Origin of the sequence: Streptomyces sp. NPDC059788 (assembly GCF_042732265.1) — a bacterium.
Taxonomy (GTDB): Bacteria; Actinomycetota; Actinomycetes; order Streptomycetales; family Streptomycetaceae; genus Streptomyces.
Genome location: NZ_JBHWHY010000015.1, coordinates 158,936 through 183,703 on the forward strand (window position 1 = coordinate 158,936; position 24,768 = coordinate 183,703).

Sequence of the window (24,768 nt, forward strand, 5' to 3'; positions counted from 1 at the left end):
ACAGGGCCGGGCCGGGCAGACCGGTCCGCCCGGCGGAAGCCCGTACGGGTCCGCGGGTGGCGGGAGCGGCGGGACATGAGGATCGGGCCCGGGGCCGCAACCCGGGTCCGTACCGAGACCGAAGAGGAGCCCTCCACCACCATGAAAGTCGAGCGGCTGGACGTCACCGCCTACACCGTCCCCACCGACGCGCCCGAAGCCGACGGCACCCTCGCCTGGGACACCACCACCGTCATCGTCGTAGAGGCCCGTTCCGGTACGACCACCGGCCTGGGCTGGACCTACGCCGCCGCCGACGCCGGTTCGGTCGTACGGGACCTGCTCACCCGCCCGGTCCTAGGCCGCAACGCGCTGGACGTCCAGGGCGCGTACGAGGCCATGAGCCGTACGGTGCGCAACGCCGGACGGCCGGGGCTGGTCGCCTGCGCGCTGTCCGCGGTGGACATCGCCCTGTGGGACCTCAAGGCGCGGCTGCTGGAACTGCCGCTGCTGCATCTGATCGGCGCCGTGCGCGGGGCGGTCCCGGTCTACGGCTCGGGCGGCTTCACCACGTACCACGACACGCATCTGGCGACGCAGTTGAACGGCTGGGTGCACGGCCAGGGCATCGAACGGGTCAAGATCAAGATCGGTGAGGAGTGGGGCCGGGCCGTCGAACGCGACCTGTCCCGCGTGCGCCACGCGCGCACGGCGATCGGTCCGCGCGCCGAACTGTACGTGGACGCCGACGGCGCCTACACCCGCAAGCAGGCCGTGCGGGTCGGCCAGGCGCTGGCCGACCAGGGCGTGGGCTGGTTCGAGGAACCGGTGCCCTCCGACGACCTGGCGGGCCTCAGGGTCGTCCGCGACCTGGTGGTGTGCGACGTGACGGCCGGCGAGTACGGCTACGACCTGCCGTACTTCGCGCGGCTGACACCGGTCGTGGACTGCCTCCAGATCGACGCCACCCGGTGCGGCGGGGTGACGGTCTTCCTGCGCGCCGCGGCCCTCGCCGAGGCCCACGGCCTGGAGGTCTCCGCCCACTGCGCCCCGCACGTACACGCCCATCCGGCCGCGTGCGTACCGAACCTGCGGCACATCGAGTGGTTCCACGACCACGTACGCATCGAGTCGATGTTCTTCGACGGCGGCCTCGACCCGTCCGGCGGCACGGTACGCCCCGGCGCGAGACAACTCCCGGGCCATGGGCTGCAGTTCCGCCATGAGGAGGCGACGCCGTACCGGGTGCTGTGAAGGGGCGGGCCGGCGCGGACGGGACCCCGCTTCCGATGGCTACGGCAAACACCGTGTCGCGCTGCCCGATCAGGTCCACCGCCTGTCGGTGGGTGAGCCATGTCGTGAGCCCGCCGCCGGTGGCCATCGCGTTTCGGGATCAAGCGTCAAAACCCTGGAGACACCCCTGCCCCGCAAGTGCGGACAGAGGTCCGGGCACGGGACCCCACATCCCGCGCCCGGACGCTCCTCCCCACCACCCCTCCCCCTTTCCCCTCGCCGTTCTCCGCGGTCTTCTCCGTGGCCGCTCGGCCGGACACCGGGTACCTGGACCGCACGCGGCCAAACATCCCGATGTCCGCGGCCGTTGGGGCGGACCGCTTCAGCCGGTGCGGGCGCGGGCCCCGGAACGGGTGCGGCCGGAGGCGACCCAGCGGCGCGGGTGGCGGCGCAGGTACTCGCCCTCCAGCTCCGCCATGCGCGCGTTGTGCGTGGCCAGCGCGTCGGTGGAGCCGTGCAGGAGGGTGTCGTGGCGGGTGCGGTGGATGGTTTCCAGCTCACGCAGCAGCTGCTGCTCGTCGAGCCGTGCGGGCGGTACTCCCGGCGTGGTGGCGTTCGCCTCCACGGGCCGCGGGGAGTCCGTGGACGTGTCGTGGGACGGCATCGGGGCTTCTCCCTCCGTGTCGGGTGCTCCCCTTCGGGTACCCGCTGGCACAACCACCCGGACACGTCCGGCGGCAGGCCCGGCGCGAGCCCCGGAGGCAGGCATGGAACTCGGATTCCTCACCCCACTCACTACCAGGCCGGGCCCCGGCTCCGCGGGCCGTTCCAGCACCCCGGACCGCCCGGTCGTCCCGGTCGTCTCCTTCGATCGTACGAGCACCGCTGCGGCCCGGCACGGTGACCGCAGTCCCCACGACACGTCCGGCACCGGCGGCACGCCGGCGGACGGCGCCCCGGGGTGACGGGCCTCGGGGCGCCCTCGTGCCCCGGCCCGCCCGGCCGTCCCGTCGAGCCCACGCCCTGCCGCCCGCCGGCCCGACCGAGAGAAGGCGAACAGCAATGGCACAGTTCGTACGGGACGTCATGACCCCCGCCGTGGCGGCGGTGCTGCCGGACGCCTCGCTCGTCGAGGCGGCGCAGCTGATGCGGGCGCAGGACATCGGCGACGTCCTGGTGACGCAGGACGGCGTACTGCTGGGCGTGGTGACCGACCGCGACATCACGTTACGGGCGGTGGCCGACGGGGTCGATCCGCTCGCCGTGTCCTGCCGCTCCGTGTGCACCCCCGAGCCGGTGGTCGTCGGGCCCGACGACCACATCGCCGAGGCGGTGACGCTGATGCGTACGAACGCGGTGCGGCGGCTGCCGGTGGTGGAGAACGGCACACCGGTGGGGGTGGTCAGCATCGGCGACCTGGCCCGCGCGCAGGACCCGGAATCGGCGCTCGCGGACATCAGCCGGGCCGCGCCGGACAGCTGGCCGGACGGCGGGATCGCGGGGGCCGGCTACGTCTGAGGGCTCCGGCCGGGCCCCGGCGCCACCACGGCCCGGCCGCCCGAACCGACCGGTTCGACCCGACAGGAGCCGGTTGCGGATGAAACGGACGACGCGGGGAACGGTGGGGCCGCTGTCTGCGCACCGTCGTTCGGGGTACAGGTGGGCCATGCCGAAGCTGCTGAGTACATGGGACCGCCGGATTTTCGACAGTGTCGCGTCACGGCACTGGCCGGGCGCGGAGCGCGTGCTGCCCCGACTGACGCGCACCGCCGACCACGGGCTGCTGTGGATGGGGATCGCGGCGGGCGCCGCCGCGCTCGGCGGGCGGCCGATGCGGCGGGCCGCACTGCGCGGGGTGGCCTCGCTGGCGACGGCGTCGGCCACGGTCAACACCCTGGGCAAGCGCTCGGTGCGCCGCAACCGGCCGCTGCTGGACACCGTGCCGGTGATACGGCGGCTCCACCGGCAGCCCTTCACCACGTCCTTCCCGTCCGGCCACGCGGCGTCGGCAGCGGCCTTCGCCACCGGCGTCGCCTTCGAGAACAAGTGGTGGGGCCTGGCGCTGGCGCCGGTCGCCGCCTCCGTCGCGTTCTCCCGCGTCTACACGGGCGTGCACTACCCCGGTGACGTCCTGGCGGGGGCCGCGCTCGGCGTGGGCGCCGCCCTCGCGGTGCGCGGGCTCGCGCCGACCCGGGCCCAGCTGGCGCCCCCGGCACGCCCGGCGGCGGACGCGCCCCCGCTGCCGGCGGGCCGCGGACTGTTCGTGGTGGCCAACCACGCGTCCGGGCAGCGCACCGGGCCGCGCCCCGACCGGGAGCAGGAGGTGCGCGGCGTCCTGCCGGAGGCCGAGGTGGTGCTGTGCGGCGACCCCGAGTCGCCGTCGATGGACAAGGCGCTGGAGGACGCTGCCGAGCAGGCCAAGCGGGCGGGCGGCGCGCTGGGAGTCCTGGGCGGTGACGGCACCGTCTGCGCCGCGGCGGCGGTCGCCGTACGGCACGGCCTGCCGCTGGCGGTGCTGCCCGGCGGCACCCGTAACCACTTCGCGTACGACCTGGGCATCGAGACCCTCGGGGACGCGGCGCGCGCGGTGGAGAGCGGCGAGGCCGTCGCGGTGGACCTGGCGGGCTTCCGCACCGCGCCGGGCCAGGACCCGACCTATTACCTCAACACCTTCTCCATCGGCGCGTACCCGGAGCTGGTGCGCGTCCGGGAGGAGTGGGCGGGCCGGATCGGCGCGTGGCCGGCCGGGGTGCTCGCGGCCTGGAAGGTGCTGCGTACGGCCGACCCGGTGACGGTGGAGGTCAACGGGAAGCGGCGGGAGCTGTGGCTGCTGTTCGCGGGCAACTGCGCCTACCGCGGGCTGGGCCTGGCGCCGGTGCGCCGCCACGACCTGGCGGACGGCGTGCTGGACGTGCGGGTGGTGCACGGCGGACGGCTGGCCCGTACGCGGCTGCTGACCGCGGCCCTGACGGGCGCGCTGCGGCACTCCCCCGTGCTGGGCGAGTCCCGGATGCGCTCGGTGCGGATCGGCGGCCTGGCGGACGGCAGCGTACTCGCGTACGACGGCGAAGTGACGCCCGCGCCGCGCGAGTTGACGATCTGCAAGGAGAACGAGGCGCTGACCGTCTACCGCCTGCTGCCCGAATAGCGAGACGGCATTCTCATGATGCGATCGCCCGGCGTACGGTGCTCACACCTGTCGACCGGGAGCGCGAAGGAGCCGTCCGCCATGCCGCACGAGTCCGCCGTCCACGCCCAGGACCGCCACGGGTCCGCCCACCGCGAGTCCGCCGTCTACACCCACGGCCACCACGAGTCCGTGCTGCGCTCGCACACCTGGCGCACCGCCGCCAACTCCGCCGCGTACCTGCTGGACGCGATCGAGCCGCACATGGAGGTCCTGGACATCGGCTGCGGCCCCGGCACCATCACGGCCGACCTGGCCGCGCTGGTGCCGGACGGGCGGGTGACCGGGCTGGAGCACGCGCCGGACGTGCTGGAGCAGGCGCGCGCCACCGCCGAGGGGCGCGGTCTGGCCAACGTCCGCTTCGTGACCGGCGACGTCCACGCACTGGACTTCCCGGACGGCTCCTTCCACGTCACCCACGCCCACCAGGTCCTCCAGCACGTGGGCGACCCGGTGCGGGCGCTGAGCGAGATGCGGCGCGTCACCCGGCCGGGCGGCGTGGTGGCCGTACGGGACGCGGACTACGCGGCCATGACCTGGTACCCGGCGGTCGAGGGCATGGACGACTGGCTGGACCTCTACCAGCGGGTGGCCCGCGGCAACGGCGGCGAGCCGGACGCGGGGCGGCGCCTGCGCGCCTGGGCCCGGGAGGCCGGTTTCGCGGACGCCGCGATCACCTCGACGGCCACCGCGTGGTCCTATGCGACGGCGGAGGAACGCGCCTGGTGGAGCGGTCTGTGGGCGGACCGCACGGTGGCCTCGGCGTACGCCCGGCTGGCCGTGGACGGCGGCCACGCGACCGAGGCGGAGCTGAACCGGATCGCCGGCGCGTGGCGGGAGTGGGGCGCTCGGGAGGACGCGTGGTTCGGCGTCCTGCACGGTGAGGCCCTCTGCCGGGTCTGACGCCGGTGCCGCGGGGCCGCCCCGGCCCCGCGGACCTGACCCGACCGCCACAACCAGCACGAACTATCTCATTCCAGGCGGTATGAAGAATCCGTGAGACGCACGCACGGACTGGCCGCCCTGGCGGCCCTGGCACTCCTGGCGGCGGCCTGCGGTCCCCAGCAGCCCGCCGCGGGACGCCACGGCGCCACCTCGGGGCAACCCGCGAACGCCGCCGCGCCCGGCGGGTTCACCCTCCTGGCCACCGGCGACGTGCTCCCGCACACCGAGATCATCGAGCAGGCCCGCAAGGACGCGCACGGCAGCGGGCACGACTTCCGTCCCATGTTCGCCGGCGTACGGGCCCCGGTGTCCGGCGCCGACCTGGCGATCTGCCACATGGAAACGGTGTACGGCGCGGACGGCGGACCGTTCACCGGCTACCCGGCGTTCAAGTCGCCCCCGCAGGTCGCCGCCGCCCTCCGGGCCACCGGCTACGACTCCTGCTCCACCGCCTCCAACCACACCCTGGACGACGGCGCCGCCGGGGTCCGGCGCACCCTCGACGCCCTGGACGCGGCGGGTGTCCGGCACGCCGGATCGGCCCGTACCGCCGACGAGGCCGCCCGCCCCACCCTCCTCAAGGCGGGCCCCGCGACGGTCGCGCAGCTCGCGTACACATACGGCACCAACGGCATCGCGCTGCCCGACGGACAGCCCTGGGCGGTCGGCCTCATCGACCGCGAGAAGATCCTCACCGACGCGCGGGCCGCCCGCCGGGCGGGCGCCGACGTGGTCGTGGTCAGCCTCCACTGGGGCACCGAGTGGCAGCAGGAACCGGACGAGCAGCAGCGCACCCTCGCCCGCGCCCTCACCTCGGCCCGCACCGGGAACCGCCCCGACATCGACCTGATCATCGGCACCCACGCGCATGTCCCGCAGGCGTACGAGAAGGTCAACGGCACCTGGGTCGTGTACGGCATGGGCGACCAGCTCGCCGGCTACATGTACAACCCGCAGGGCGCGGTCGACTCCCGCGGCAACCAGAGCTCGATGGCCCGCTTCACCTTCGCGCCGCCCGCGGCGGCGGGCCGCCGCTGGACGGTCACCAGGGCGGAGTTCACTGCCCAACTCACCGACGTGGACCACGCCTTCCGCGTCGTCCCGCTGACCGCCGCCGCACCCCGCGGCTCCGCGCACGCGCGGGCCCGCGACGCCGTACGCGAGGTGGTCCTCTCCCGCGGCGGCGCCGAGGACGGCCTGCGGATGACCGGCTGACCGGGGCCGGGCCACCGGGCCGGGCCCCGCGGCCCCCGCATCCGCCCAACTGATCGCGTCACGCGGGCGCCCCAACTACGCTTTCCCCATGGACATTCTGGGGACCTCATTGCGGGTGTGCGTGACCGACCTCGACGCCGCGATCGGCGTGTACGAACGGCTGACCGGCGCGGAGGCGATGCGCTACCGGCAGGGCGGCGTCTCGGTCGCGGCCGTCGGCTGCTTCTTCCTGATGAGCGGCCCGGAGGAACAGCTCTCGGTCCTCCGCAAGATCACCGCGACGCTCGCCGTCAAGGACGTGGACCACGCGGTGGCCGACCTGACGGCGGTCGGCGCGCAGATCATCGCGGGCCCGCTGCCCACCCCGATCGGCCGCAACCTCGTCGCCCGCCACCCGGACGGCTCGGTCTTCGAGTACGTCGACCGGAAGGCGGCCTGACGCCCGGCGGCACCGGGCCGTACGGGGCACGGTCGCCGAAGGCGCGTACCGGGCGCCTCCTGCCGGAACCGGGACGCGCCGGAGCGCCGTGCCCGCGGGTCAGGAGACCTCCAGCACGATCTTCCCGCGCGTCCGCCCCTCCTGGCTGCGGCGGAACGCCTCGGCCGCCTCGGACAGCGGCAGCACCGTGTCGACGTGCACGGTGAGCTTCCCGGCGTCGGCGAGGTCCCCCAGCTCGGCCAGTCCGGCGCTGTCCGGGCGCACCCACACGTGGTGCCCGCCCTTCTCCTTGACCTCGCTGTCGGCGATGGAGGCGATCCGCGAGGTGTCCCGCAGCAGTTCCTGGGAGACGTCGACGACGCCGTTGCCGACGAAGTCCACGACCGCGTCCACCCCGTCGGGGGCCAGTTCCCGCACCCGGCCGGCCAGACCGTCGCCGTACGTCACCGGCTCGGCGCCCAGGGAGCGCAGGAAGTCGTGGTTGCGCTCGCTCGCCGTACCGATGACGCGGGCTCCCCGGGCCACCGCGATCTGCACCCCGAGCGACCCGACGCCGCCCGCCGCGGCGTGCACCAGGACCGTCTCGCCCTTGGTCACCCCCACCCGGTCGAGGGACTGGAGGGCGGTGAGCCCGGCGAGCGGCAGCCCGGCGGCCTGCTGCCAGCTGAGCGCGGCGGGCCTGCGCGCCAGGGTCCGTACGGGCGCGGCGACCAGTTCGGCGAACGTGCCGTGCTGGACCTCGTCCTTGCGGACGTACCCGACGACCTCGTCACCGACCGCGAACTCGGTCGCGTCCAGGCCGACGGCCTCGACGACACCGGCCACGTCCCAGCCGGGGATCAGCGGGAAGTGCACGTGCATCAGCGGATCGAGATACCCCGCCAGCACCTTCCAGTCCACCGGGTTGACCCCGGCCGCCTTCACCCGCACCAGCACCGAGTCCGGCCCCACCTTCGGGTCCGGCAGGTCCGTGCAGCCGAGCCGATCGGGGTCGCCGTAGCTGTTCGCGATGATCGCCTTCATGATTCCGTCTCCCGGGTGGGTGCACTGGAGGACCGGAGGGCGGCCGTGCCTGCCGCTCCGCGGCCGTCCAACGAGTCGTATGCCGATGCGGTTCCCAGCACTTCCTGGCGCTTCTTGGCATTTCCTGGCAGTTCTTGGCACTTTCCGGCGGTCCCGTGCAGAGATCCGCGCCATGCCCGTCCCCGTGCTTCTCCCAGGGTTTTCCCCCTCGCACACCCGGCCGGGGCGCATACGCTCGCAAGATCGGTCCCGGATCACCCACTTGGAAGGGGGCCCGGCGCCGCGGCGCCGGACTCCCGCCGCGCGCCGAAGGACGCCCGGGCGGCGTTCTCCTGTGCGCGGGCCTCATGCCGGCTGGTCCACCCGGTGGCCTGCCGCAGCGCCGCGGACTCCCGCCGGAGGGTGGTGGCGGAGGTGGTACGGGTGTCGGTGCTGATGGTGACCGGCAGCCCGGCGGCGAGCAGTGGGGTGGCCGGGTGGTCGGCGAGCCCGGGGACGGCACCGGTCTGTACGTTGCTGGTGGGGCACATCTCCAGGGTGATCCTGTCGGTGCGCAGGCGGTTCAGGAGCGCGGTGTCGGAGGTGCAGCGGACGCCGTGGCCGATGCGGCGGGCGCCGAGGACGTCGATCGCCTCCCACATGCTCGCGGGACCCGCGGCCTCTCCGGCGTGGACGGTGCAGGGCAGGCCGGCGCCGTGGGCGAGATCGAAGGCGGCCCGGTGCGGACGGGCGGTGTACAGGGTCTCGTCACCGGCGAGGTCGAGACCGGCCACCACGTCGCGGTGCCGCAGTGCGGCCTCGGCGACGGCGAGGCTTTCGTCGGGGCTCTGGTGGCGCAGGCAGCACAGCAGCAGCCCGGTGGCCACGCCGGTGGCGGCCCGGCCCTGGGCCAGCCCTTCGGCCACGGCCCGGACGGCCTCGTCCGCGGTCATGCCATGACGGCCGTGCAGTTGCGGGGCGAAGCGCACTTCTCCGTGGACGACGCCGTCGGCTTTCCAGTCCTCGGCCAGTTCCCGGGCGGTCCTGGTGAGGGCGTCAGGAGTCTGCAGGACCTGCAAGGGAAGGTCGATGTAGGCGAGGAAGGTGGTCAGACTGCCGCAGTGGGGCGGCGCGGCGACGAGTTCCCGTACCGGCCGGTCGAGAGCGATGCCCTGTTCGCGGGCGAGGGCGGCGACCGTGTCCGGCCTGACGGAGCCGTCGAGGTGGCAGTGCAGTTCGTAGCGCGGGATGGGCGCGGTGGGGGTGCTCATGAAGACGGTCCGATGCGCGGAGTGGCGGTGGCGGCCCCCGAGCCGGTGTGCGGCGCGACGGGAGTGGCGAGGGTGTCGAAGAGGAGTTCCTTGAAGCCGGTCTCGTCGACGCGGCGTACCAGGGTGAGGTTGGGGGCGGGAGCGGACACGCGCCGATCGATGATCATCTGTCCGCGTGTGTCGTCGCCGACGGAGATCTCGACGTAGGCCTGTTCGCGTTCGACGACCAGACCGGGCCTCAGGGCCACGGCCATGGCGACGGGGTCGGGCAGGTCGTAGCCGGCCAGCCCGGTGACGTCGCGGGCCCAGTCGGCGACGGTGCGGTTGATGCGGTGCGCGAACGTCGCCATCGGGGTGCCGAGCCGCTCCAGGCGCCGCTGGTCGGCTTCGGTCATGACGGCGTCCTGGCGCGAGACGTCCCAGCCGATCCAGGTGACCTTCTCGGGCGTGGCGGCCTGCGTGACGATCCGGGCGGCCTCGGGGTCGGCCCAGACGTTGAACTCGGCGGTGGGTGCGATGTTGCCGCGCAGGTCGGCGGCGCCGGCCATGCAGTACACGTGCCGGTAGCGGGTGAACAGCGCGGGGTCGCGCAGCAGGGCGGCGGCGATGTTGGTGAGCGGGGCGAGCGTGACCAGTGTCAGCTCTCCCGGGTGCTCGCGGGGGCGGGACAGCAGCACCTCGACTGCGTGGGTGCCGTGGCCGGCGGCCGTCGGGTCGGGCAGGCCGATGTCGCCCATGCCGTCCTCGCCGTGCACCTGCTGCGCGCTGGACAGGGGCCGCGTCATCGGCCGGGCGCAGCCGGGGTGGACGGGGATGTCGGTACGTCCCGCGGTCTCCAGGGAGATCAGCGCGTTACGGGTACCGGTCCCGACGGGCACGTTGCCCGCCACGGTGGTCACCGCCCGGATGTCGCCCAGCCCGCCGGCGGCGGCGAGCAGCAGCGCGACCGCGTCGTCGGAACCGGTGTCGGTGTCGATGATCAAGGGAACGGCAGGCATGGCCGTGCTCCTTTCGTACGGGACGACTGCGCCGCGTAGCCGGGAGTGGGGTTTCGCCCCCATTGTCTAAACGTTTAGATGCGACCATGCAAGGCCTATGACGAAGCGAACAAGCAAGGCGCCGACGCTGACGGACGTGGCCCGCGCGGCCGGGACCTCGACGGCGGTGGTCAGCTATGTGATGAACAACGGCCCCAGGCCGGTCGCGGCGGAGACCCGCGAGCGGGTCCTCGCCGCCGCGGCCGACCTGGACTACCGCCCCAACCGCATCGCCCGGGCCCTGCGCTCCCGCACCACCGGCGTGGTCGGCCTGATCCTGGCCGACGCCTCCAACCCGTACTTCGGGGCGCTGGCCCGGCACATCGAGCAGGCGCTGGACACCCACGGGAAACTCACCCTGACCGGCAACGCCGGCTACTCCCCCGACCGGCAGAAGCAGCTCGCCGACAAGTTCCTCGCCGCCCAGGTCGACGGGCTCGTCATCGTCTCCGCCGACGGCGGCGCCGACATCGCCACCCAGGCCGGGCGCGCCGGTGTCCCCGCCGTGTACGTCCACAACCGGCCCGAGGACGCCCAGGTCCCGGCCGTGACCGCCGACAACGAGGCCGCCGTCCGCCAGGCCGTCGCCCACCTGCGCGGCCACGGGCACACCCGCGTCGCCTTTCTCGCCGGGCCGCACGACACCGGCCCGGTCGGCCGGCGCCACGCGGCCTGGCAGACGGCCCTCGCCGGAACCGACGCCCCGCTGCTGCGCTGCGCGTACGCCCGCGGCGCGGCAGCCACCCTGACGCAACGCCTGATCGGCGAGGACGCCATGCCCGCCGCCCTGGTCACCGCCACCGACGAACAGGCCATCGGCGTCCTCGCCGGTGCCCGGGCCTGCGGCCTGCCCGTCCCCGACCGGCTGGCCGTGATCAGCCTCGACGGGTCCCCCGACACCGCCTACACCGCCCCCGCCCTCACCGCCACCGAGCAGCCCCTGCACGCCATGGCCCAGCAGGCCGTAGACCTCCTCCTCAACGGCACGTCCCCCCAGCCCCCGGCTCCCGCCTCGCTCGTCCTGCGTCAGAGCTGCGGCTGCACACCCGCATAAGAAGGCCGGCCACCGCTCCCCCGACGACTCCTCAGCTCAACGGACGCGAGGCCGCCCCCTCAGGCCTGCGGCTCGCGCGGTCCGGGCGCCGAGGGCTCGGGCTCCGGGGCGGCGACCGGCGGCCCGGCCGGGGGGAGGTTCTGTTCCCGGGCCATCTCCTTGGCCACGCGCGGCGCGGTCCAGAGGGTCGGGAGCATGATGAAGCCGACGGGCACGGCCGTGACGACGATGAACGACTGCAGCGCGGTGATGCCGCCGTCGCCGACGAGGATGAGCACGGCGGCCGCCGCGCCCATGAGCAGGGCCCAGAAGGCGCGTACCGCACGGGTGGGTTCGCCGGTCTTCGTCCCGGCGGCGGCGATGCTGTACGACATCGAGTCGGTGGTGGTCACCACGAACGTGATGGTCAGCAGGAGCAGCGCCACCGCGACCACGGCGCCCATCGGGAGCTGTTCGGCCATGGAGATGACGGCGGCGTCCATGCCGACGGCCTTGAGCGGGCCCGAGACGGAGCCGGGGTGCTGCTGTTCGAGGAAGATGCCGGTGCCGCCGAACACGGTGAACCAGAACATGGTGGCCAGCGGGGGAATGATCGCGGTGGAGACCACGAGGTCGCGGATCGTACGGCCCTTGGAGATGCGGGCCACGAAGATGGACATCAGCGGCCCGTAGCCCAGGAACCAGCCGAAGAAGAAGACCGTCCAGGAACCGAGCCACGCGTGGTCGCCCCGGTTGAGGGCCAGCGGCACGAAGTCCTTCGCGTACTGGCCGAGTCCGCCGAGGAAGGAGTCGAGCACGAAGCCGAGGGAGCCGAGCACGAGGAAGACGGCCATCAGGGCGACGGCGAGCCAGATGTTGGCCCTGCTGAAGAACTGGATGCCGCGGTCGATGCCACTGGCGACGGACAGGACGGCGACGACGGTCAGCAGGACGATGACAGCCAGCTGTACGGGGTATCCGCCGGAGATGCCGAAGACCGCGGAGAGGCCGTACGAGACCTGGAGTCCGAGGAAGCCGATCGGTCCGACGGTGCCCGCCACCACGGCGATGACGCAGACGATGTCGACGGCGGCCCCCAGCCGGGAATGCCGGATGCGCTCACCGAGCAACGGGTACAGCAGTGTCCGCGGGCGCAGCGGCATACCGCGCTCCTGGCCCCGGATCATCACGATCGAGGCGAGGGTCCCGAGGACGGCCCAGGCGAGGAAGCCCCAGTGCGCGAAGCTCTGGGAGAGCGCCGCGTCGGCCGCCTGCTGCGTCCCGCTCTTGACGCCCTCGTAGTAGGGAGGGGTCTCGACGTAGTGCTGTACGGGCTCGCCCGCCGCGAAGAAGACTCCGCCGCCCGCGAGCAGCGTCGACATGATCATCGCGACCCACTGGAACCTGCCGTACTCCGGGCGCGCCGCGGCACCGCCCAGCCGCACCTTCCCGTACCGGGAGAAACCCAGCCAGAGCGCGACGCCGAACGTCGCGAGCAGCAGCACCTGCCACAGCGGACCGAACCAGCGCGCGACGAAGGTGAAAACGGCGTTCACGACGTCGCCCGTGGCCGTGGGCGCGATCAACGCGGCCAGGACGAACGCGGTGAGCAGTCCGCCGCTGACGGCGAGCACCGGGATGTCGGTGCGCCTACGGCCTCCGGACGGCGACGGGGCCGTATGGCACTCGTCGTCACCGTCCGTGACCTGCTCCGTCCCGGCGGGGACGGCCGCGCCGGTGACGGTGGGGGCATGGGGAGTCGGCATGAGGTTCCTTGCTGACGGGGGCGTTCGCACACGAGGGCATGACGCACCGCAAGGACGCACGCGCTCACGAGACGCAGGACCGCTCGGTGCGCGGGTCGGGGGGAAGGCTGCTATCCATGGGGCGATGCGGTCAAATCAGGGAGAGCCGCCCAAACTCATCGACACCCCTTTGACCTGCGGTTTCGCAGTCCGGTGCGGGCTGGAAGGGGTGCGGCGTTTGACAAGGATCACTCCTGGGCGCGCCGCGGCCCGCTGTTCTCGTGAGCGACGGCGTCGCCCGCTCCCCCCGTCGCCCCAAGGGACCGTGAGCACGATCTTGCCTTGGATGTGCCCCTGGGCGGCGCGCTCGTGTGCCGCTCGGGCGCCTGCGGGCGCGAACGTGCCGTCGATGGCGACGCGGATCGTGCCCGCGTCCATCAGGCGCCCCAATTCCGCGAGCTGAGCGCCGTTCGCCCGTACCTGCGTGCCGGATACGGTGATGCCCAGCCTCGCGCTCTCCTCGTCGTCGAATCTCTCCGAAGTACACCGGGTACAGTGCGCCGCCGCACACGCCTCCTTCCGGCCGGCCGTGGCGGCGCCGACCAGGGCCGCGGGACCGCCCCCTAGCCCATCACCAGCGGTGCCCTGCCGGACGCGTCGCCGTGGGCCGCGCCGGGCGCCTTGCTCGGCCCCATGCCCGGCGCCTTGCCGCAGAACTCCGCCTCCATGACGTCCTGGTACTTCTGCGCGGACTGCCGAGTCAGCCAGTCACCGTTGATGTCGAGGGTGAGCACGTGCCGGCCCCCCACCGTGCCGGAGGCGTGCGACAGCGATCCGTGCAGCCCCCCGTCGTGGCCCCAGACCGTGATCCCGCAGGACAGGTCGCGGCCCATGAGGCCGAGCCCGTACCGGTCGGGGAGGGCCTCCTCCGGCAGGCGCACCGAGTGCAGCATGGCCTGCATCTGTGCTGCCGGCAGCAGGTCCCCGCGCAGCAGTGCGGTCAGGAAACGTGCGATGTCCCCGGTCGTGCTCACCAGGTCGGCGGAGCCCGCCCACATGGTGGTGTTGTAGTCCGTCGCGTCGTGGACGGCCGCGTGCGGGTCCTGGACGTAGAGCGTGGAGTACGCGACGGGGCGCGGGGCGGGCGGGGTGGGGGCGGTTCCGGGGAAGGACGTCTCGCCCAGCTTCAGCGGTCGCAGGATGCGCCGCTCGATCTCGTGCCGGTAGGAGTGGCCCGTCACCTCTTTGATGATCATTCCGGCGACGAGGTAGTTGGTGTTCGAGTACGACCAGCCCTTGCCGGGCGCGAACAGCGGCCGGTGCCGCAGCGCCGCGCTCAGTACGTCCTCGGGGGCGAACGTGTCGTAACGGTGCCGGAGGAAGCCCGCGCCGACGTAGAATCCCTTGATCCCGGGATCGTCGCCGAAGTTGAACAGTCCGCTGGTCTGCTGGAGCAGGTTGCGCAGGGTGATCCGGCCGCCGTCGTTGCCGTTGCCGTGGATGACGCCCGGCAGCCACCGGTCCACGGTGTCGTCGAGGCGGAGCCGGCCCTCGGCCTCCAGTTGCAGGATGACGGTGGCGAGGAACGTCTTGGTGATGCTGGCGGCCCGGAAATGGTCGGCGGGGCTGCGCTTGCGGCCGGTGTCCAGGTCGGCGGCCCCGGCCGCACCGTTCCACGCCCCGTCCTCGTCCCGGGCGAGAGCGGCCACCCCGGGCAGCCGGACCTCCGCCACCAGCCGGTCCAGCGCCTCTTGCGTCAACTGATGCCGTGCGGGACCTCGTTGACCGGACCCGGCGGCCTGTGCCGACACCGGCCCCGCCAAGGCGGACACGCCGAGGACGATGGACAGCAACCCCCGCGCGCACGTCCTTAGTTGACCACGGCGCGTACGAGCGCGGGCGGTACGGGCAACGCGACTGGCGCGGGCGGCACGTCTGCGCATACGCGGTCTCCTCCCCTGACCGCACGCGGCGGGAGCGGCAACTCGTGCGCCACAGAGGCCGCGTGCGCCTCGGCAAGCAATAGCCGACCGATCATATTCGGGCCTCCGAAGTATGTTCTGCACGGAGCGGAACGGGGCCGAAAGCCCCCCGCCCATGGGCACATTCCAGCCGCCGCGGGACCGCCCCGGAACAAGCCACATCGCTCCACGGCATGGCGCCGCTCCTCCGCACGAGCAATGATTGAAGCGTAAATCACCTTGGCTCCGTCGAACCGGCCGCCTACCCGGGGGCCGCGCGTCGGGAGGAGAACCGCACATGAGCATCGCCCTCGTACGGAACCCGGGCGACGGCCCGGACTTCCGCTACTACAAGAGCGTGATCGAGCAGGTCGTGTCGGAAACCGAGACGAACGGGGCGGTCACCGTCATGCGTCTGACCGTGCACCGCGCGGACGCGCCACCCCTGCACAGCCACAGCCGGGAGGACGAGAGCTGGGTCGTGCTGTCCGGCCGCGTCCGGTTCTGGGTCGGATCGGCCTCGCTCGACAAGTGCGACGTACACGACGCCGAGGCAGGCGCCTACGTCTACGGGCCCCGGCTGGTCCCCCACACGTTCCAGACCATCACACCGACCGCCGAACTCCTCATCATCAACAACCCCGGAGCCGTCGAAGGGTACTTCCACTCGATCGGCCCCGCCGAAGCGCGAAGCGACACCGAGCACACCGACGTCCTGACGCGGTACGGCCTGGTACTCCTCGACAACCCACCGCCTGCCTAGGGCGCCCGCCGACCGCTACGGCGGCTTGCCACCGGTCATCGCGCGGATGTTCCTGATGCCCGGCGCGGATGCCGGGCCGGTCCTCCGGGGAAGTGATCCTCGTCCGGCCCGTCGCCGGCGTGGAAAGAGGGGGAGGACAACATGTCCAAGCATGGGAAGCCTGATCCGGACCCGAGTCGGGGCAAGCCGCCACCGGGGAACAGTGACGGCAAGGTGCCCGCCCCGCCGCCCCCGAGCGGCACCCGCCGCAAGTAACGCCGTGGACGAACCATGTGCTGATGACCTCGGCGCGCGGCAGCGTGAGCTGGACCGTGCCATGGAGGATCAGGGACGCTGGCCGGTGGCGGCGCCGTGGGTGCGCGAAGCGGTCGCGGGCCGGCCACGTCACCTGTTCGCCCCGTCACGGCTGTGGGACTGGAACGGAGAGACGTACGTACCGGTGGACCGCGGGAGCGCCCCCGACGGCTGGGCAGCTCTGGTGTACGCGGGACCGGCCGCCTCCGCCGTCACCCAGATCACCGACGGACTGCCGTCCTCCAGCCTGTCCTGCCCCGCGATCGTGGCCGACATGCTCGATTCCCTCATGCCGGAACCGGGCCACCGGGTGCTGGAACTGGGCACCGGCACGGGCTGGAATGCCGCGCTCCTGGAGCACCGCACCGGGCCCGGGACCGTCACCAGCGTGGAATACGACCCCCAACTTGCCGCCGCGGCCCGCGAGCGCCTGGAGGACGTGGGCAGTTCGGCCGACGTCCAGGTCGGCGACGGCTCCGAGGGCCGGCCCGCGGGCGCGCCGTACGACCGCGTCGAATCCACCTACGCCGTGGAGGAGGTGCCGTGGTCGTGGGTGGAGCAGACCCGGCCGGGCGGCCGCATCGTCGCGCCCTGGGGCCGGATGGGGCACGTGGCGCTCACCGTGGCCGACGACGGCCGCTCGGCCACCGGCTGGATGCAGGGCCTGGCCACGTTCATGCCCGCGCGCGGCACCGGCCAGGGGCTCTCCCTGCATCAGGTCCGCACCGGCACACCGATCGATTCCGAAGAGCCGCTCACCTACGACCCGCGGCCGCTGCACGCCGACATGAACCTGCTGTTCGCCCTGCGCGTCCAGTTGGCCGACGTACGCGTCCACACCGAGGCGGCCGACGCCGGAACCACCGTATGGCTGCACGACGGCCGCTCCTCCCGCGCCACCCTCCTCGCCCCCGCCCAGGGCCCCGGGACGGTGTACCAGGGCGGGCCCCGACGCCTGGCCGACGAACTGGGACACGCGTGGCGGCGCTGGGAGAAGCGCGGCTCCCCCGGCCTCTACGACTTCGGCATGACGGTCACACCCGGGTCCACCCGCGTCTGGAGCGGCGACGAGCCGCGCACCGCACAGACCTGGCTCACCTGAACAGCCGCGCGACGCAGTGCGGCGATCACCGCGCCACCGTCCATGATCGAGGCCGCGACCGCACCGGCGCAGTCCCCCGCCCCCGTCCACAGCCCCCGTGCCCGGCCCCGGCCGTTCCGCTTCTCACACCTCCCGCATGCGGAATTCGTAGCGTTCCGGAAGGGGGTGTTCCGCGCGGGCCTCGGACCGGATGGCGGGGGTTATGGGGCTCCCCGGACCGGCGGTGAGGTGTTCGGCTGTGGCGTACCAGGTGTCGCTGAGGGTTTCATCGCCTTCGCGCAGGTCGGGGACTTCGAAGCCGCGGTCGAAGACGGCGCGGGCGGCTCGGGCGTCACCCCGGGCCAGGGCCACCTGGGCGGTCAGCAGGGCGAGTCGGCCGTCGGCGCGGGCGGTGGCGGGCAGGCGGTCGAGGGCGGCCGCGGCCTCGTCGGTCCGGTCGGCGGCGAGCAGCGCGGGGACGGCGACGCGTACCAGGGCGGGGAGGAGCGGGGCGGTGTGTACCTCCGATGCGTCCGGCTCGTCGGGCACGCACTCCAACGCCTCGGCATAGCGCTGCGCCGCACGCGCCGTCTCGCCCGCCGCCTCCTCGGCGGCCGCGAGGCAGTACAGGGGCCGGCAGTCCGTGCCGTGGGCCAGGGCCCGTTCCCAGCTGCGAACGGCCTGGGCCCGGTCGCCCGCGTGCCACTGGGCGATGCCGAGGTGGTAGTCGGTGGCCGGTCCGGGCGGCGCGGACTCCAGCAGGTCGCGCCACGGCGCGGCGACCAGGGGCGCGGCGGGCACGCTGCCGTCGCGCGGGAAGTCGCCGGTGTGCAGCAGCGTCAGCCAGGGCCGCTGGTCGGGGCCGAGGGTGGACTCGGCGAAGGGGGTGCCGGGCAGGTCGTGGCCGGTACGGGCCCGTTCGAGGGCGCCCCAGCCGGAGCCGGTGGCCAGGGACTCCTTCGGTTCGGCGTCGGCGTACGGCCGCCACGCGGCGAAGGCCGCCTCGACGCGCTCGCGCGGCAGCGCCGCTTCGAGCCGGTCGCCGGCTTCGCGGCGGGCCGCGGCCCAGTCCGCGCCGTGCACCGCGGCGGGGTCGGCGGCGAGCGGCCCGTACGCCTCCAGCCAGGCGAACTCCGCGCCGCCTTCGAGGCGTACGTGCTCCAGCTGCGTACGGGCCAGGCCCGCCTGGATCTCCGCGTAGCCGCCGGTGCCGGGCTCGGTGAGCCACTGCTGCCAGCGGCGCCCGGCGCGGCCCGCGCCCCACAGGAAGAGTTTGCGGCCGCGCAGTGTGTCGGTGGAGGTGTGGACGAGGCCGTGGCCGGTGGCGTCGAGCGAGGCGATCCAGCGGCGCTCGTCGTCCGGAATGTCGTAGAAGTGGTCGGCGGGGAACTCGCTGCGCAGCGGATACGTGCGGTCGGCGCCGTCGGACTCGGGTACGGGGATGCGGCGCAGCCGGTGTTCGTACCCGAAGTGCCAGGCGTGGTCCGCCGGGGCGAGGACGCGGGTGTGCTCGTCCTCGGGTACGGCGATGTTGGACCACCAGTAGGCGGGGGCCGCGTTCAGGTGCGGGTTGCGGATGCGAACACCGACGAGGAGGAAGTCGGAGTCTTCCGGAAGCCAGAGGTCAACTTGGAAGGGGAGGTTCCGCAGGCGCTCCCACTCCCACAGGCGCAGCATCTCGCCGCCGTCGGGCGCCGGTACGGCCGCGGCGTGCACCGGGGCGCAGGACAGGGTGGTGTGGCCGGTCGCGCCGGTGTTCCACTCGATGCCGCCGGAGAACCAGGCGCCGTTCAGCGCGAAGTTGGCGGGCTGGAGCACGGGATTGCGGTAGAGCAGCTCGCGGCCGGTGGGCTTGTGGTGGAGGGAGTGCACCCGGCCGCCGAGGCCGGGCAGGACGGTGGCGCGCAGCCGGTCGTTCTCGATGACGAGTGCGTCGAGGGTGGTTTCGGTGCGCGTACGGCCGTAGCCGTCGCGGATGCCCACCGGCAGCAGGGAGTCCAGTGGCGCGTAGGCGAGCTGGCGGGCCATGTCGGGCGGCAGGTCCGAGCCCTCGGGCAGTTCGACGCGGTGGACGTCGCCCGGTGCGCGCACGGCGGGCAGTGGGCTGGCCGGGCCGACGGGCGCTGCGGGAAGGGTCAGGGTGGTGCGTCGCACACTCGTGGCCACGGCTGCCTCGCATGGTTGTACCGGGCCACCTCTGCTGCGGTGGCCGCCTGTTGACCATGGAACCCTGTCAGCGGGCGTCTGAACAGGGCCTATTGAGGCCCGCTGCGGTCAGGGTTGCGCAAAGACGCCTTCGAGGAGGTCCGCGAGCAGCGCCGCGCCGGCGCCTTCGGGGTCGAGGTCCGGGTCGTAGACGGTGAGGTCGATCCCCACGCAGCGCGGGGAGGCGGCCAGTGGCGCGAGCAGTTCGCGCAGTTCTCCGGTGAGCAGCCCGCCGGGGTCGGGGCTGTCGACGGCGGGCATCACGCAGGGGTCGAGCACATCGGCGTCGAGGTGGATCCAGAAGCCGTCCGGCGCCGAGTCCTGGAGGTCACGCAGGACCTTGCGGGCGACGACGTCCGGGCCCCGCTCCCGGATCTCGCCGGCGGTGTGGTTGCCGATGGCCAGGGAGGCCAGTTCGGCGCGGTCCTCGTCCGCGTCGCGGATGCCGAGGATGTGCAGGTCGCCGTCGCGTACGTACGGTGCGAGGCCGTCGATGTCGGTGAGGTCGGCCTGGCCGCGTCCGGTGATCTGGGCGGTGCCCTCGCCGGCCGCGGCGCCCACGGGGCCGTTGCGGCCGGTGTTGCCGGGGTGCCGGAAGTCGCTGTGTCCGTCGAGGTAGACGACTCCGTACCGGCCGGTGCGCCGCAGGGCCAGTACGGCGCCGAGCAGGATGGAGCAGTCGCCGCCGAGCAGGACCGGGAACTCGCCCGCGCGGACATGCGCCTCGACGCGGCCGGCGAGACGGCGGGTGTAGTCGGCGATGGCCGCGGCGTTGAAGTCGCCGTCGCCTTCGCGCCAGTCGCCCAGGTCGTAGCGGGGCGGTGTCACGACGCCGCCTTCCAGTGCGCCGAGCCGCCGCAGCAGGCCCTGTTCGCGCAGCGCGCCCGCCAGTTTGCAGCACCCGGGGACGGTTCCCGGCGCGGGCGGGCGCAGCCCGAGGTTGGAGGGGGCGTCGAGGAGCACGATGCGGCGCATCCGGCCATCCCACCGCACCGGCCCGCGATCTTCAACACTTTTCCGCGGAGCCGCGACGGCGAATCGGCAGCGCCGGGAAAAGGGGGCGCGCGGCCGGCGGGCATGCCTTACCGTTACACCTGCATCGAAACGGTGTGCGGGCCGTGCCGGGACATCCGGACCCGCGCGCCGGGAAACCGGGCGGCCCACGGGGCAGCCCGCGGCAGGAACGGAAACGAGGGACACGGCGATGGCGACGGACCGGGCGGACCAGACGGGCCGGACGGATCAGACGGATCAGACGGATCAGACGGATCAGACGGACCACACCTACCGGGTGATCGTGCGCGGCCGGTGGGACGGTCTGACGGACGGGGCCAGGGCGAAGCTGCTGGCCGAGGTGGACGACCACGGCCTGGCGCAGCACCGGTTCACCCCCGAGGGCGCGCTCGCCTACGACGCCGCGCTGCGGTCGTTCACGTACCGGTACGTGATCGTCTCGGACGCGGCGGACGGCGAGGAACTGGCGGCCGCCCTCGCCGAGGAGAAGGCGGAGGCGGCGCTGACGGCGGCCGGATACGGCTACCGGGACCTGCGTTCGTCGGCCACCGACATGGACACCATGAAGATCAACCGCAAGGGCCGGTGACGGCCGCCGAGGCCGCCCGGGGCCGGGGCCGCCGCACCGGGCGGCCGCGCGGCAGCCTGCTCCGCCGGCGGCTCACTCCCCCGGCGGCTCGTTGAACCGCAGCTGGTTGCCGAACGGGTCGGTGAGCGTCAGCGACAGCCCGATCTCCGCGTCCTCCTCCAGGCCGGGCTTCAGGAACGGGTAGTCCTTGTCCGCCAGTTCGGCGTGGAGCGCCCGCACCCCGGCCAGCTCCACGTACGCCACCGAGCCCGGCGTCCCGTCCCCGTGGTGCTCGGACAAGTGCAGGACCAGGCCGCCGCGGGACACCTGCGTGTAGAGCGGCAGTTCCGGCGCGAAGCGGTGCTCCCAGTCGACGGTGCAGCCCAGGTACCCGAGGTAGAACTCGTGTGCCTTGGCCACGTCGAAGACGCGCAGGACCGGCACGGGGGGCAGGAAGGTGATCTCGGGCATCAGGCCGCCTCGAACATGTCGTGGGTGATCGCCCAGCGTTCGTGGTCCCGCCAGGCGCCGTCGATGAACAGAAAGTCGGGCGAGTAGCCCTCCAGCCGGCAGCCCGCGCGCTTGACCAGGGCGATCGAGCGTTCGTTGGCCGGCTGGATGTTGATCTCCAAGCGGTGCAGCCCCAGCTCGTCGAAGGCGTACCCCAGGGCGAGCCGCAGTCCCTCGCTCATCAGGCCCCGCCCGGCGGCGTGCGCGAAGGCGCCGTACCCGATCGCCCCGCAGCGGAACGCGGCGTGGACGATGTTGTTGATGGTCAGGAAACCGGCGATCCGGCCGGTCTCCAGCTCACAGATCAGAAACCCTTCGCGCGTCGGCTCCTGGAGCTTGGCGAAGTAGCCGTCGTAGGCCGCGTCGGTGGTGGGCGGCGTGAGCCACGGCCGGTGCAGCCGCACGCTCTCCCGCGCCCGCGCCGTGAACTCGGCCCGGTCGGCCGGCGAGAAGTGCCGGAGCCCGACCCGCGGGCCGGTGGCGAGATAATGATCGTCAGCCATCGTCCGATCCTATGAACCGGTGCACCCGGACGCCAGATATTTCGATCGCGCCGTCCGCCACGCCTCCCGCACGCAGGCACGCCATGCAAGAAGTGTGGCATCCGGCGCGATACGACGCCGGTCGGCACCTGACCGGCAGCGCCGTGGGAGCCGGTCAGGACCGACAGGACTGCTCAGGCGCCCGCATCCTCCACCCGGGTCGCGCAGGCCGCCGCGAACCCCTCCGGCACCGCCACGTCCGCCATCGCCCACCCCGGCATCGCGACCGGCTCCGGCCCGGCGCCGACCAGCGTCGTCGTCATCAGGTCACCGGCCAGACCGCTGCCCGTGCCCTTCAGGTACGCCTCCTTGCGGGTCCAGCAGCGCGCGAAGGCGGCGGGCCGCCTGTGCTCCGGCAGGGCGTCCAGCGTCGCGCGCTCCCGCGGGTGCAGCATGCCCGACACCTCGGCCACGGTCCGCGGCGAGGCCTGCTTCTCGATGTCCACGCCGACGGGCGTACGGGCGAAGCCGATCAGCGCCATGTCGCCGGTGTGCGAGAGCGAGAAGTGCAGCGGCATCCCGGCGTCGGCCAGCGCGGGCCGGCCGTGCGGCTCGTCGCAGCAGGGGCAGGACTCGCGCAGGAACCGCAGCGCCGCCGGATCGCGGTCCAGATACGCGCCGAGCAGGCGGCGCAGCGCGCTGTGCGAGGTGGCGTAGGTGTCACGGTCGCCGGGCCGGACGAAGGCGTCGGTGCGCTTGCGCTCGGCCGCGTCCAGCACCGCCCTGTCGTGCAGCCCGGCCTCGGGCACGGTGCGGACCAGCCACAGCGACACCTCCGGGGGGCCGTCGGCGGGCAGCGGGCCCGGCAGCGCGGTCGCGTCGTACAGCCCGGGTATCAGGGCGGGCCGCACGGCGCCGCGCTCCTCGCTCGGGGCCCAGGTATCGCCCGTGGTCATCGGTCGCACTCCCTCTTTCCTTGCTTGCGCGTCCGCCCGGCGCCGCCCGGCCCGAACGGCCGGTCGTCCGGTCCGTCCGGCCGCGCGGCCCGTACGGTCTTCCCCGCGGCGCGTGCGGGCGGGTCCGGCGCGGTGCGGATGCCGGGAGCCGTTACGGCCGTGTCCGGTGACCGTACCCGGCTTGCGGGGCGCGCGCCGCCAACTCGCGCTCCCCCGCGCTCGGTGCGGCCAGCGCAAGGCGGCGGTGCGTACGGCGGAGCGTCGCCCGGGCGAGCACCGGGTGAACGCGCCGGACGACCGCGAAGTAGAGCCTCCCGCCGGTGTTGTGGAGGCGTACGACCGTGCTGAGCGTCACCCGGCCGTCGTGGCCCACGGTCCGCTCCCCCGGCCCCGCGGCCGGGCTCTCGATCAGGATCGACGCCCGGAAGTCCAGGTGCCGGGCGTCCCGGCCGAGCAGAAGCTCGCCGCCGTCCGCGGTCGTGGCGCGGCCCTGCTCGGGGAACGCGCCGCGCAGCACGCCCTTCCAGGCCGCCGGGTCGCGCGGCATGCCGGGCGGGAGCGGCAGTTGCCAGGCGTCCGTGAAGTCCGTACGCGCGAAGGCGGTGCGGGCCAGCCGGGCGCCGGGCGGGACGGCGACGGCGGTGGGGCGGTCCCACAGGAGCCGGTTCAGCAGCCGCACCCACCGCGAACGGCGGACCGGGGCGCGGACGGTGCCGGTGGCGGCGCGCTCGGCGTTGTCGAGGACCTCCTCGACGACGGTGGCGTGCGCCCACCGCAGCGCCAGCAGCCACGCCGCCAGTTTCCGCCCTGCGAGCCGGTCCTCCAGCACGTGCGTCACCCGGCAGCTCCGGGCGCCGAGCGGGGTGATCTCGATGGCGTGGTGGCCGCCACCGGGGAAGTCGAAGCGGACGCGGCGCCCCGGCTCGTAGGCCGTGACGCGGTAGCGGACGAAGCCGTGGCCGCCCGTCGCGCCGACGCCCAGCGGGCGGTCGAAGCGCATGGCGGGCCAGGCGGGCACGGGGAAGAGCGGGTCGTCGTCACCGGCCAGCCGGTCGAGCAGGGCTCCGACCTTCTCGGCGGGCGCCTGGACGGTGCGTGCGTGGACATCGCGGACCGTGCGCATCGGGCACCTCCATACGGTTGCGTATGTTCGACCATACGGTAGCGTACGGTCATGGCGCGACGGCGAACGGACGACCCCACGGGCAGTACCGTCGGCGATCCCGCGGGCAGCTCCGCCGACGGCCCCTCGGGCAGCGCGGGCCGCGGCGGGAAGGACGGCGGCGCCCGCCGTCGCCTGACCGCCCGGGACTGGGCCGACGCCGCCCTCGCGGCCATCGGCGAAGGCGGCCTGGCGGCCGTGGCCGTGGAGCCGATCGCCGCCCGCCTCGGCACCACGAAGGGCAGCTTCTACTGGCACTTCGCCAACCGGGACGCGCTGGTCGACGCCGCGCTGGAGCGCTGGGAGCAGCTGCACACCGAAGCCGTGATCACCGCGGTCGAGGCGGAACCCGACCTGGAGCGGCGGCTGCGCGCCCTGTTCGCGCACGCGACCGCGGCGGCGGCCGCGGACTTGCTGGAGATCTCCCTGCTGGCGACGGCGGCGGACCCGCGCGTCGCCGCGGTCCTGCGGCGGGTGACGGACCGCCGGATCGGCTATATCGCCGAGCTGTTCGCCGCGCTGGGCTTCCCGGAGCCCGAGGCCCGACGGCGGGGCCTGCTCGTGTACACGGCGTATCTCGGCCACACCCAGCTCGGCCACGCCGTCCCGGAGAGCCTGCCCGGCGGGGCGGACCGCGACGGGTACCTGGACTCGGTGATCGACACCCTGCTCCGCAGGGGCTGACC

The 24,768-nt window shown here is 73.7% G+C and carries 23 protein-coding genes and 1 pseudogene; 11 read left to right on the plus strand and 13 right to left on the minus strand.

The genetic code is table 11. The features are described 5' to 3' along the window. Positions 1–141 precede the first annotated feature (141 nt). Positions 142–1,233, plus strand: coding sequence for an enolase C-terminal domain-like protein (locus ACFV57_RS15560; RefSeq protein ID WP_385231225.1), 1,092 nt, complete (start codon positions 142–144; stop codon positions 1,231–1,233). Between the two features lie 361 nt (positions 1,234–1,594). On the opposite strand, the gene ACFV57_RS15565 is transcribed toward ACFV57_RS15560, so the two are convergent. Further along, positions 1,595–1,876: a DUF6158 family protein gene (locus ACFV57_RS15565; protein ID WP_385231128.1), complete on the minus strand. Its 282-nt coding sequence runs from the start codon at positions 1,874–1,876 to the stop codon at positions 1,595–1,597. A gap of 398 nt (positions 1,877–2,274) precedes the next feature. Here ACFV57_RS15565 and ACFV57_RS15570 point away from each other — a divergent pair, with 398 nt between their 5' ends. The 5 genes from ACFV57_RS15570 to ACFV57_RS15590 all read left to right on the plus strand — a co-directional run bounded on the left by ACFV57_RS15570 (position 2,275) and on the right by ACFV57_RS15590 (position 6,998). After that, on the plus strand, positions 2,275–2,730 hold the full coding sequence (locus ACFV57_RS15570; protein WP_385231131.1) for a CBS domain-containing protein: 456 nt from the start codon (positions 2,275–2,277) through the stop codon (positions 2,728–2,730). Positions 2,731–2,878: 148 nt separating this feature from the next. Further along, on the plus strand, positions 2,879–4,360 hold the full coding sequence (locus tag ACFV57_RS15575; RefSeq protein ID WP_385231134.1) for a bifunctional phosphatase PAP2/diacylglycerol kinase family protein: 1,482 nt from the start codon (positions 2,879–2,881) through the stop codon (positions 4,358–4,360). 81 nt (positions 4,361–4,441) lie between these two features. Continuing rightward, positions 4,442–5,302 (plus strand): methyltransferase domain-containing protein, encoded by an 861-nt coding sequence (locus ACFV57_RS15580; RefSeq protein WP_385231136.1) that lies wholly within the window; start codon positions 4,442–4,444, stop codon positions 5,300–5,302. A 93-nt stretch (positions 5,303–5,395) separates the two neighbouring features. After that, positions 5,396–6,559 (plus strand): CapA family protein, encoded by a 1,164-nt coding sequence (locus ACFV57_RS15585; protein WP_385231139.1) that lies wholly within the window; start codon positions 5,396–5,398, stop codon positions 6,557–6,559. A gap of 88 nt (positions 6,560–6,647) precedes the next feature. After that, positions 6,648–6,998 (plus strand): VOC family protein, encoded by a 351-nt coding sequence (locus tag ACFV57_RS15590; protein WP_385231142.1) that lies wholly within the window; start codon positions 6,648–6,650, stop codon positions 6,996–6,998. A gap of 99 nt (positions 6,999–7,097) precedes the next feature. Here ACFV57_RS15590 and ACFV57_RS15595 read toward each other — a convergent pair whose 3' ends face one another. From ACFV57_RS15595 to ACFV57_RS15605, 3 genes are all read right to left on the minus strand, one after another. Further along, the gene (locus ACFV57_RS15595) at positions 7,098–8,021 is read right to left on the minus strand and encodes an NADP-dependent oxidoreductase (RefSeq protein WP_385231145.1); all 924 of its coding nucleotides are present in this window, start codon (positions 8,019–8,021) and stop codon (positions 7,098–7,100) included. Between the two features lie 254 nt (positions 8,022–8,275). Beyond that, complete coding sequence (gene add, locus ACFV57_RS15600) at positions 8,276–9,271, minus strand: adenosine deaminase (protein WP_385231148.1); 996 nt, start codon at positions 9,269–9,271, stop codon at positions 8,276–8,278. Further along, positions 9,268–10,269 carry a nucleoside hydrolase gene (locus tag ACFV57_RS15605; RefSeq protein WP_385231151.1) on the minus strand — a complete coding sequence of 334 codons (1,002 nt, stop codon included), beginning with the start codon at positions 10,267–10,269 and terminating at the stop codon, positions 9,268–9,270. Before ACFV57_RS15605 ends, add begins: the two co-directional genes overlap by 4 nt. Before the next feature lie 97 nt (positions 10,270–10,366). Between ACFV57_RS15605 and ACFV57_RS15610 the strand changes: the two genes are divergently transcribed. Beyond that, positions 10,367–11,362, plus strand: a complete 996-nt coding sequence (locus tag ACFV57_RS15610) for a LacI family DNA-binding transcriptional regulator (RefSeq protein ID WP_385231153.1) — start codon at positions 10,367–10,369, stop codon at positions 11,360–11,362. Between the two features lie 59 nt (positions 11,363–11,421). On the opposite strand, the gene ACFV57_RS15615 is transcribed toward ACFV57_RS15610, so the two are convergent. The 3 genes and pseudogenes from ACFV57_RS15615 to ACFV57_RS15625 form a co-directional block, all read right to left on the minus strand. Continuing rightward, positions 11,422–13,107, minus strand: coding sequence for a BCCT family transporter (locus tag ACFV57_RS15615; protein ID WP_385231156.1), 1,686 nt, complete (start codon positions 13,105–13,107; stop codon positions 11,422–11,424). A 300-nt stretch (positions 13,108–13,407) separates the two neighbouring features. Next, positions 13,408–13,651, minus strand: a pseudogene (locus tag ACFV57_RS15620) (zinc-binding dehydrogenase); the annotation flags it as partial. Positions 13,652–13,709: 58 nt separating this feature from the next. Continuing rightward, positions 13,710–14,918, minus strand: a complete 1,209-nt coding sequence (locus ACFV57_RS15625) for a serine hydrolase domain-containing protein (protein WP_385231158.1) — start codon at positions 14,916–14,918, stop codon at positions 13,710–13,712. A gap of 427 nt (positions 14,919–15,345) precedes the next feature. Between ACFV57_RS15625 and ACFV57_RS15630 the strand changes: the two genes are divergently transcribed. Beyond that, on the plus strand, positions 15,346–15,810 hold the full coding sequence (locus ACFV57_RS15630; protein ID WP_385231161.1) for a cupin domain-containing protein: 465 nt from the start codon (positions 15,346–15,348) through the stop codon (positions 15,808–15,810). A gap of 316 nt (positions 15,811–16,126) precedes the next feature. Beyond that, complete coding sequence (locus tag ACFV57_RS15635) at positions 16,127–17,206, plus strand: methyltransferase domain-containing protein (protein ID WP_385231164.1); 1,080 nt, start codon at positions 16,127–16,129, stop codon at positions 17,204–17,206. Positions 17,207–17,329: 123 nt separating this feature from the next. On the opposite strand, the gene ACFV57_RS15640 is transcribed toward ACFV57_RS15635, so the two are convergent. Continuing rightward, positions 17,330–19,351: a DUF5107 domain-containing protein gene (locus tag ACFV57_RS15640; protein ID WP_385231167.1), complete on the minus strand. Its 2,022-nt coding sequence runs from the start codon at positions 19,349–19,351 to the stop codon at positions 17,330–17,332. A 108-nt stretch (positions 19,352–19,459) separates the two neighbouring features. After that, complete coding sequence (locus tag ACFV57_RS15645) at positions 19,460–20,365, minus strand: arginase family protein (RefSeq protein ID WP_385231170.1); 906 nt, start codon at positions 20,363–20,365, stop codon at positions 19,460–19,462. Between the two features lie 229 nt (positions 20,366–20,594). Here ACFV57_RS15645 and ACFV57_RS15650 point away from each other — a divergent pair, with 229 nt between their 5' ends. Continuing rightward, positions 20,595–20,993 (plus strand): DUF6204 family protein, encoded by a 399-nt coding sequence (locus tag ACFV57_RS15650; protein WP_385231173.1) that lies wholly within the window; start codon positions 20,595–20,597, stop codon positions 20,991–20,993. A gap of 72 nt (positions 20,994–21,065) precedes the next feature. On the opposite strand, the gene ACFV57_RS15655 is transcribed toward ACFV57_RS15650, so the two are convergent. From ACFV57_RS15655 to ACFV57_RS15670, 4 genes are all read right to left on the minus strand, one after another. Continuing rightward, positions 21,066–21,443 carry a glyoxalase superfamily protein gene (locus ACFV57_RS15655; protein WP_385231176.1) on the minus strand — a complete coding sequence of 126 codons (378 nt, stop codon included), beginning with the start codon at positions 21,441–21,443 and terminating at the stop codon, positions 21,066–21,068. Continuing rightward, the gene (locus ACFV57_RS15660) at positions 21,443–21,985 is read right to left on the minus strand and encodes a GNAT family N-acetyltransferase (RefSeq protein ID WP_385231179.1); all 543 of its coding nucleotides are present in this window, start codon (positions 21,983–21,985) and stop codon (positions 21,443–21,445) included. The genes ACFV57_RS15655 and ACFV57_RS15660 overlap by 1 nt, the downstream gene beginning before the upstream one ends. Positions 21,986–22,158: 173 nt before the next feature. Then, complete coding sequence (locus ACFV57_RS15665; RefSeq protein ID WP_385231182.1) at positions 22,159–22,920, minus strand: 4'-phosphopantetheinyl transferase family protein; 762 nt, start codon at positions 22,918–22,920, stop codon at positions 22,159–22,161. A gap of 151 nt (positions 22,921–23,071) precedes the next feature. Then, positions 23,072–24,043, minus strand: coding sequence for a DUF2867 domain-containing protein (locus tag ACFV57_RS15670; RefSeq protein WP_385231185.1), 972 nt, complete (start codon positions 24,041–24,043; stop codon positions 23,072–23,074). Positions 24,044–24,094: 51 nt separating this feature from the next. Here ACFV57_RS15670 and ACFV57_RS15675 point away from each other — a divergent pair, with 51 nt between their 5' ends. Next, complete coding sequence (locus ACFV57_RS15675; RefSeq protein WP_385231188.1) at positions 24,095–24,766, plus strand: TetR/AcrR family transcriptional regulator; 672 nt, start codon at positions 24,095–24,097, stop codon at positions 24,764–24,766. The last annotated feature ends 2 nt before the right edge of the window (positions 24,767–24,768 follow it).

Excerpts from the sequence above, each read along its gene's own strand:
- ACFV57_RS15560 (WP_385231225.1), top strand. The coding sequence starts at position 142 with ATGAAAGTCGAGCGGCTGGACGTCACCGCCTACACCGTCCCCACCGAC.
- ACFV57_RS15565 (WP_385231128.1), bottom strand. The coding sequence starts at position 1,876 with ATGCCGTCCCACGACACGTCCACGGACTCCCCGCGGCCCGTGGAGGCG.
- ACFV57_RS15570 (WP_385231131.1), top strand. The coding sequence starts at position 2,275 with ATGGCACAGTTCGTACGGGACGTCATGACCCCCGCCGTGGCGGCGGTG.
- ACFV57_RS15575 (WP_385231134.1), top strand. The coding sequence starts at position 2,879 with ATGCCGAAGCTGCTGAGTACATGGGACCGCCGGATTTTCGACAGTGTC.
- ACFV57_RS15580 (WP_385231136.1), top strand. The coding sequence starts at position 4,442 with ATGCCGCACGAGTCCGCCGTCCACGCCCAGGACCGCCACGGGTCCGCC.
- ACFV57_RS15590 (WP_385231142.1), top strand. The coding sequence starts at position 6,648 with ATGGACATTCTGGGGACCTCATTGCGGGTGTGCGTGACCGACCTCGAC.
- ACFV57_RS15595 (WP_385231145.1), bottom strand. The coding sequence starts at position 8,021 with ATGAAGGCGATCATCGCGAACAGCTACGGCGACCCCGATCGGCTCGGC.
- add (WP_385231148.1), bottom strand. The coding sequence starts at position 9,271 with ATGAGCACCCCCACCGCGCCCATCCCGCGCTACGAACTGCACTGCCAC.
- ACFV57_RS15605 (WP_385231151.1), bottom strand. The coding sequence starts at position 10,269 with ATGCCTGCCGTTCCCTTGATCATCGACACCGACACCGGTTCCGACGAC.
- ACFV57_RS15610 (WP_385231153.1), top strand. The coding sequence starts at position 10,367 with ATGACGAAGCGAACAAGCAAGGCGCCGACGCTGACGGACGTGGCCCGC.
- ACFV57_RS15615 (WP_385231156.1), bottom strand. The coding sequence starts at position 13,107 with ATGCCGACTCCCCATGCCCCCACCGTCACCGGCGCGGCCGTCCCCGCC.
- ACFV57_RS15630 (WP_385231161.1), top strand. The coding sequence starts at position 15,346 with ATGAGCATCGCCCTCGTACGGAACCCGGGCGACGGCCCGGACTTCCGC.
- ACFV57_RS15635 (WP_385231164.1), top strand. The coding sequence starts at position 16,127 with ATGGAGGATCAGGGACGCTGGCCGGTGGCGGCGCCGTGGGTGCGCGAA.
- ACFV57_RS15645 (WP_385231170.1), bottom strand. The coding sequence starts at position 20,365 with ATGCGCCGCATCGTGCTCCTCGACGCCCCCTCCAACCTCGGGCTGCGC.
- ACFV57_RS15650 (WP_385231173.1), top strand. The coding sequence starts at position 20,595 with ATGGCGACGGACCGGGCGGACCAGACGGGCCGGACGGATCAGACGGAT.
- ACFV57_RS15655 (WP_385231176.1), bottom strand. The coding sequence starts at position 21,443 with ATGCCCGAGATCACCTTCCTGCCCCCCGTGCCGGTCCTGCGCGTCTTC.
- ACFV57_RS15660 (WP_385231179.1), bottom strand. The coding sequence starts at position 21,985 with ATGGCTGACGATCATTATCTCGCCACCGGCCCGCGGGTCGGGCTCCGG.
- ACFV57_RS15665 (WP_385231182.1), bottom strand. The coding sequence starts at position 22,920 with ATGACCACGGGCGATACCTGGGCCCCGAGCGAGGAGCGCGGCGCCGTG.
- ACFV57_RS15670 (WP_385231185.1), bottom strand. The coding sequence starts at position 24,043 with ATGCGCACGGTCCGCGATGTCCACGCACGCACCGTCCAGGCGCCCGCC.
- ACFV57_RS15675 (WP_385231188.1), top strand. The coding sequence starts at position 24,095 with ATGGCGCGACGGCGAACGGACGACCCCACGGGCAGTACCGTCGGCGAT.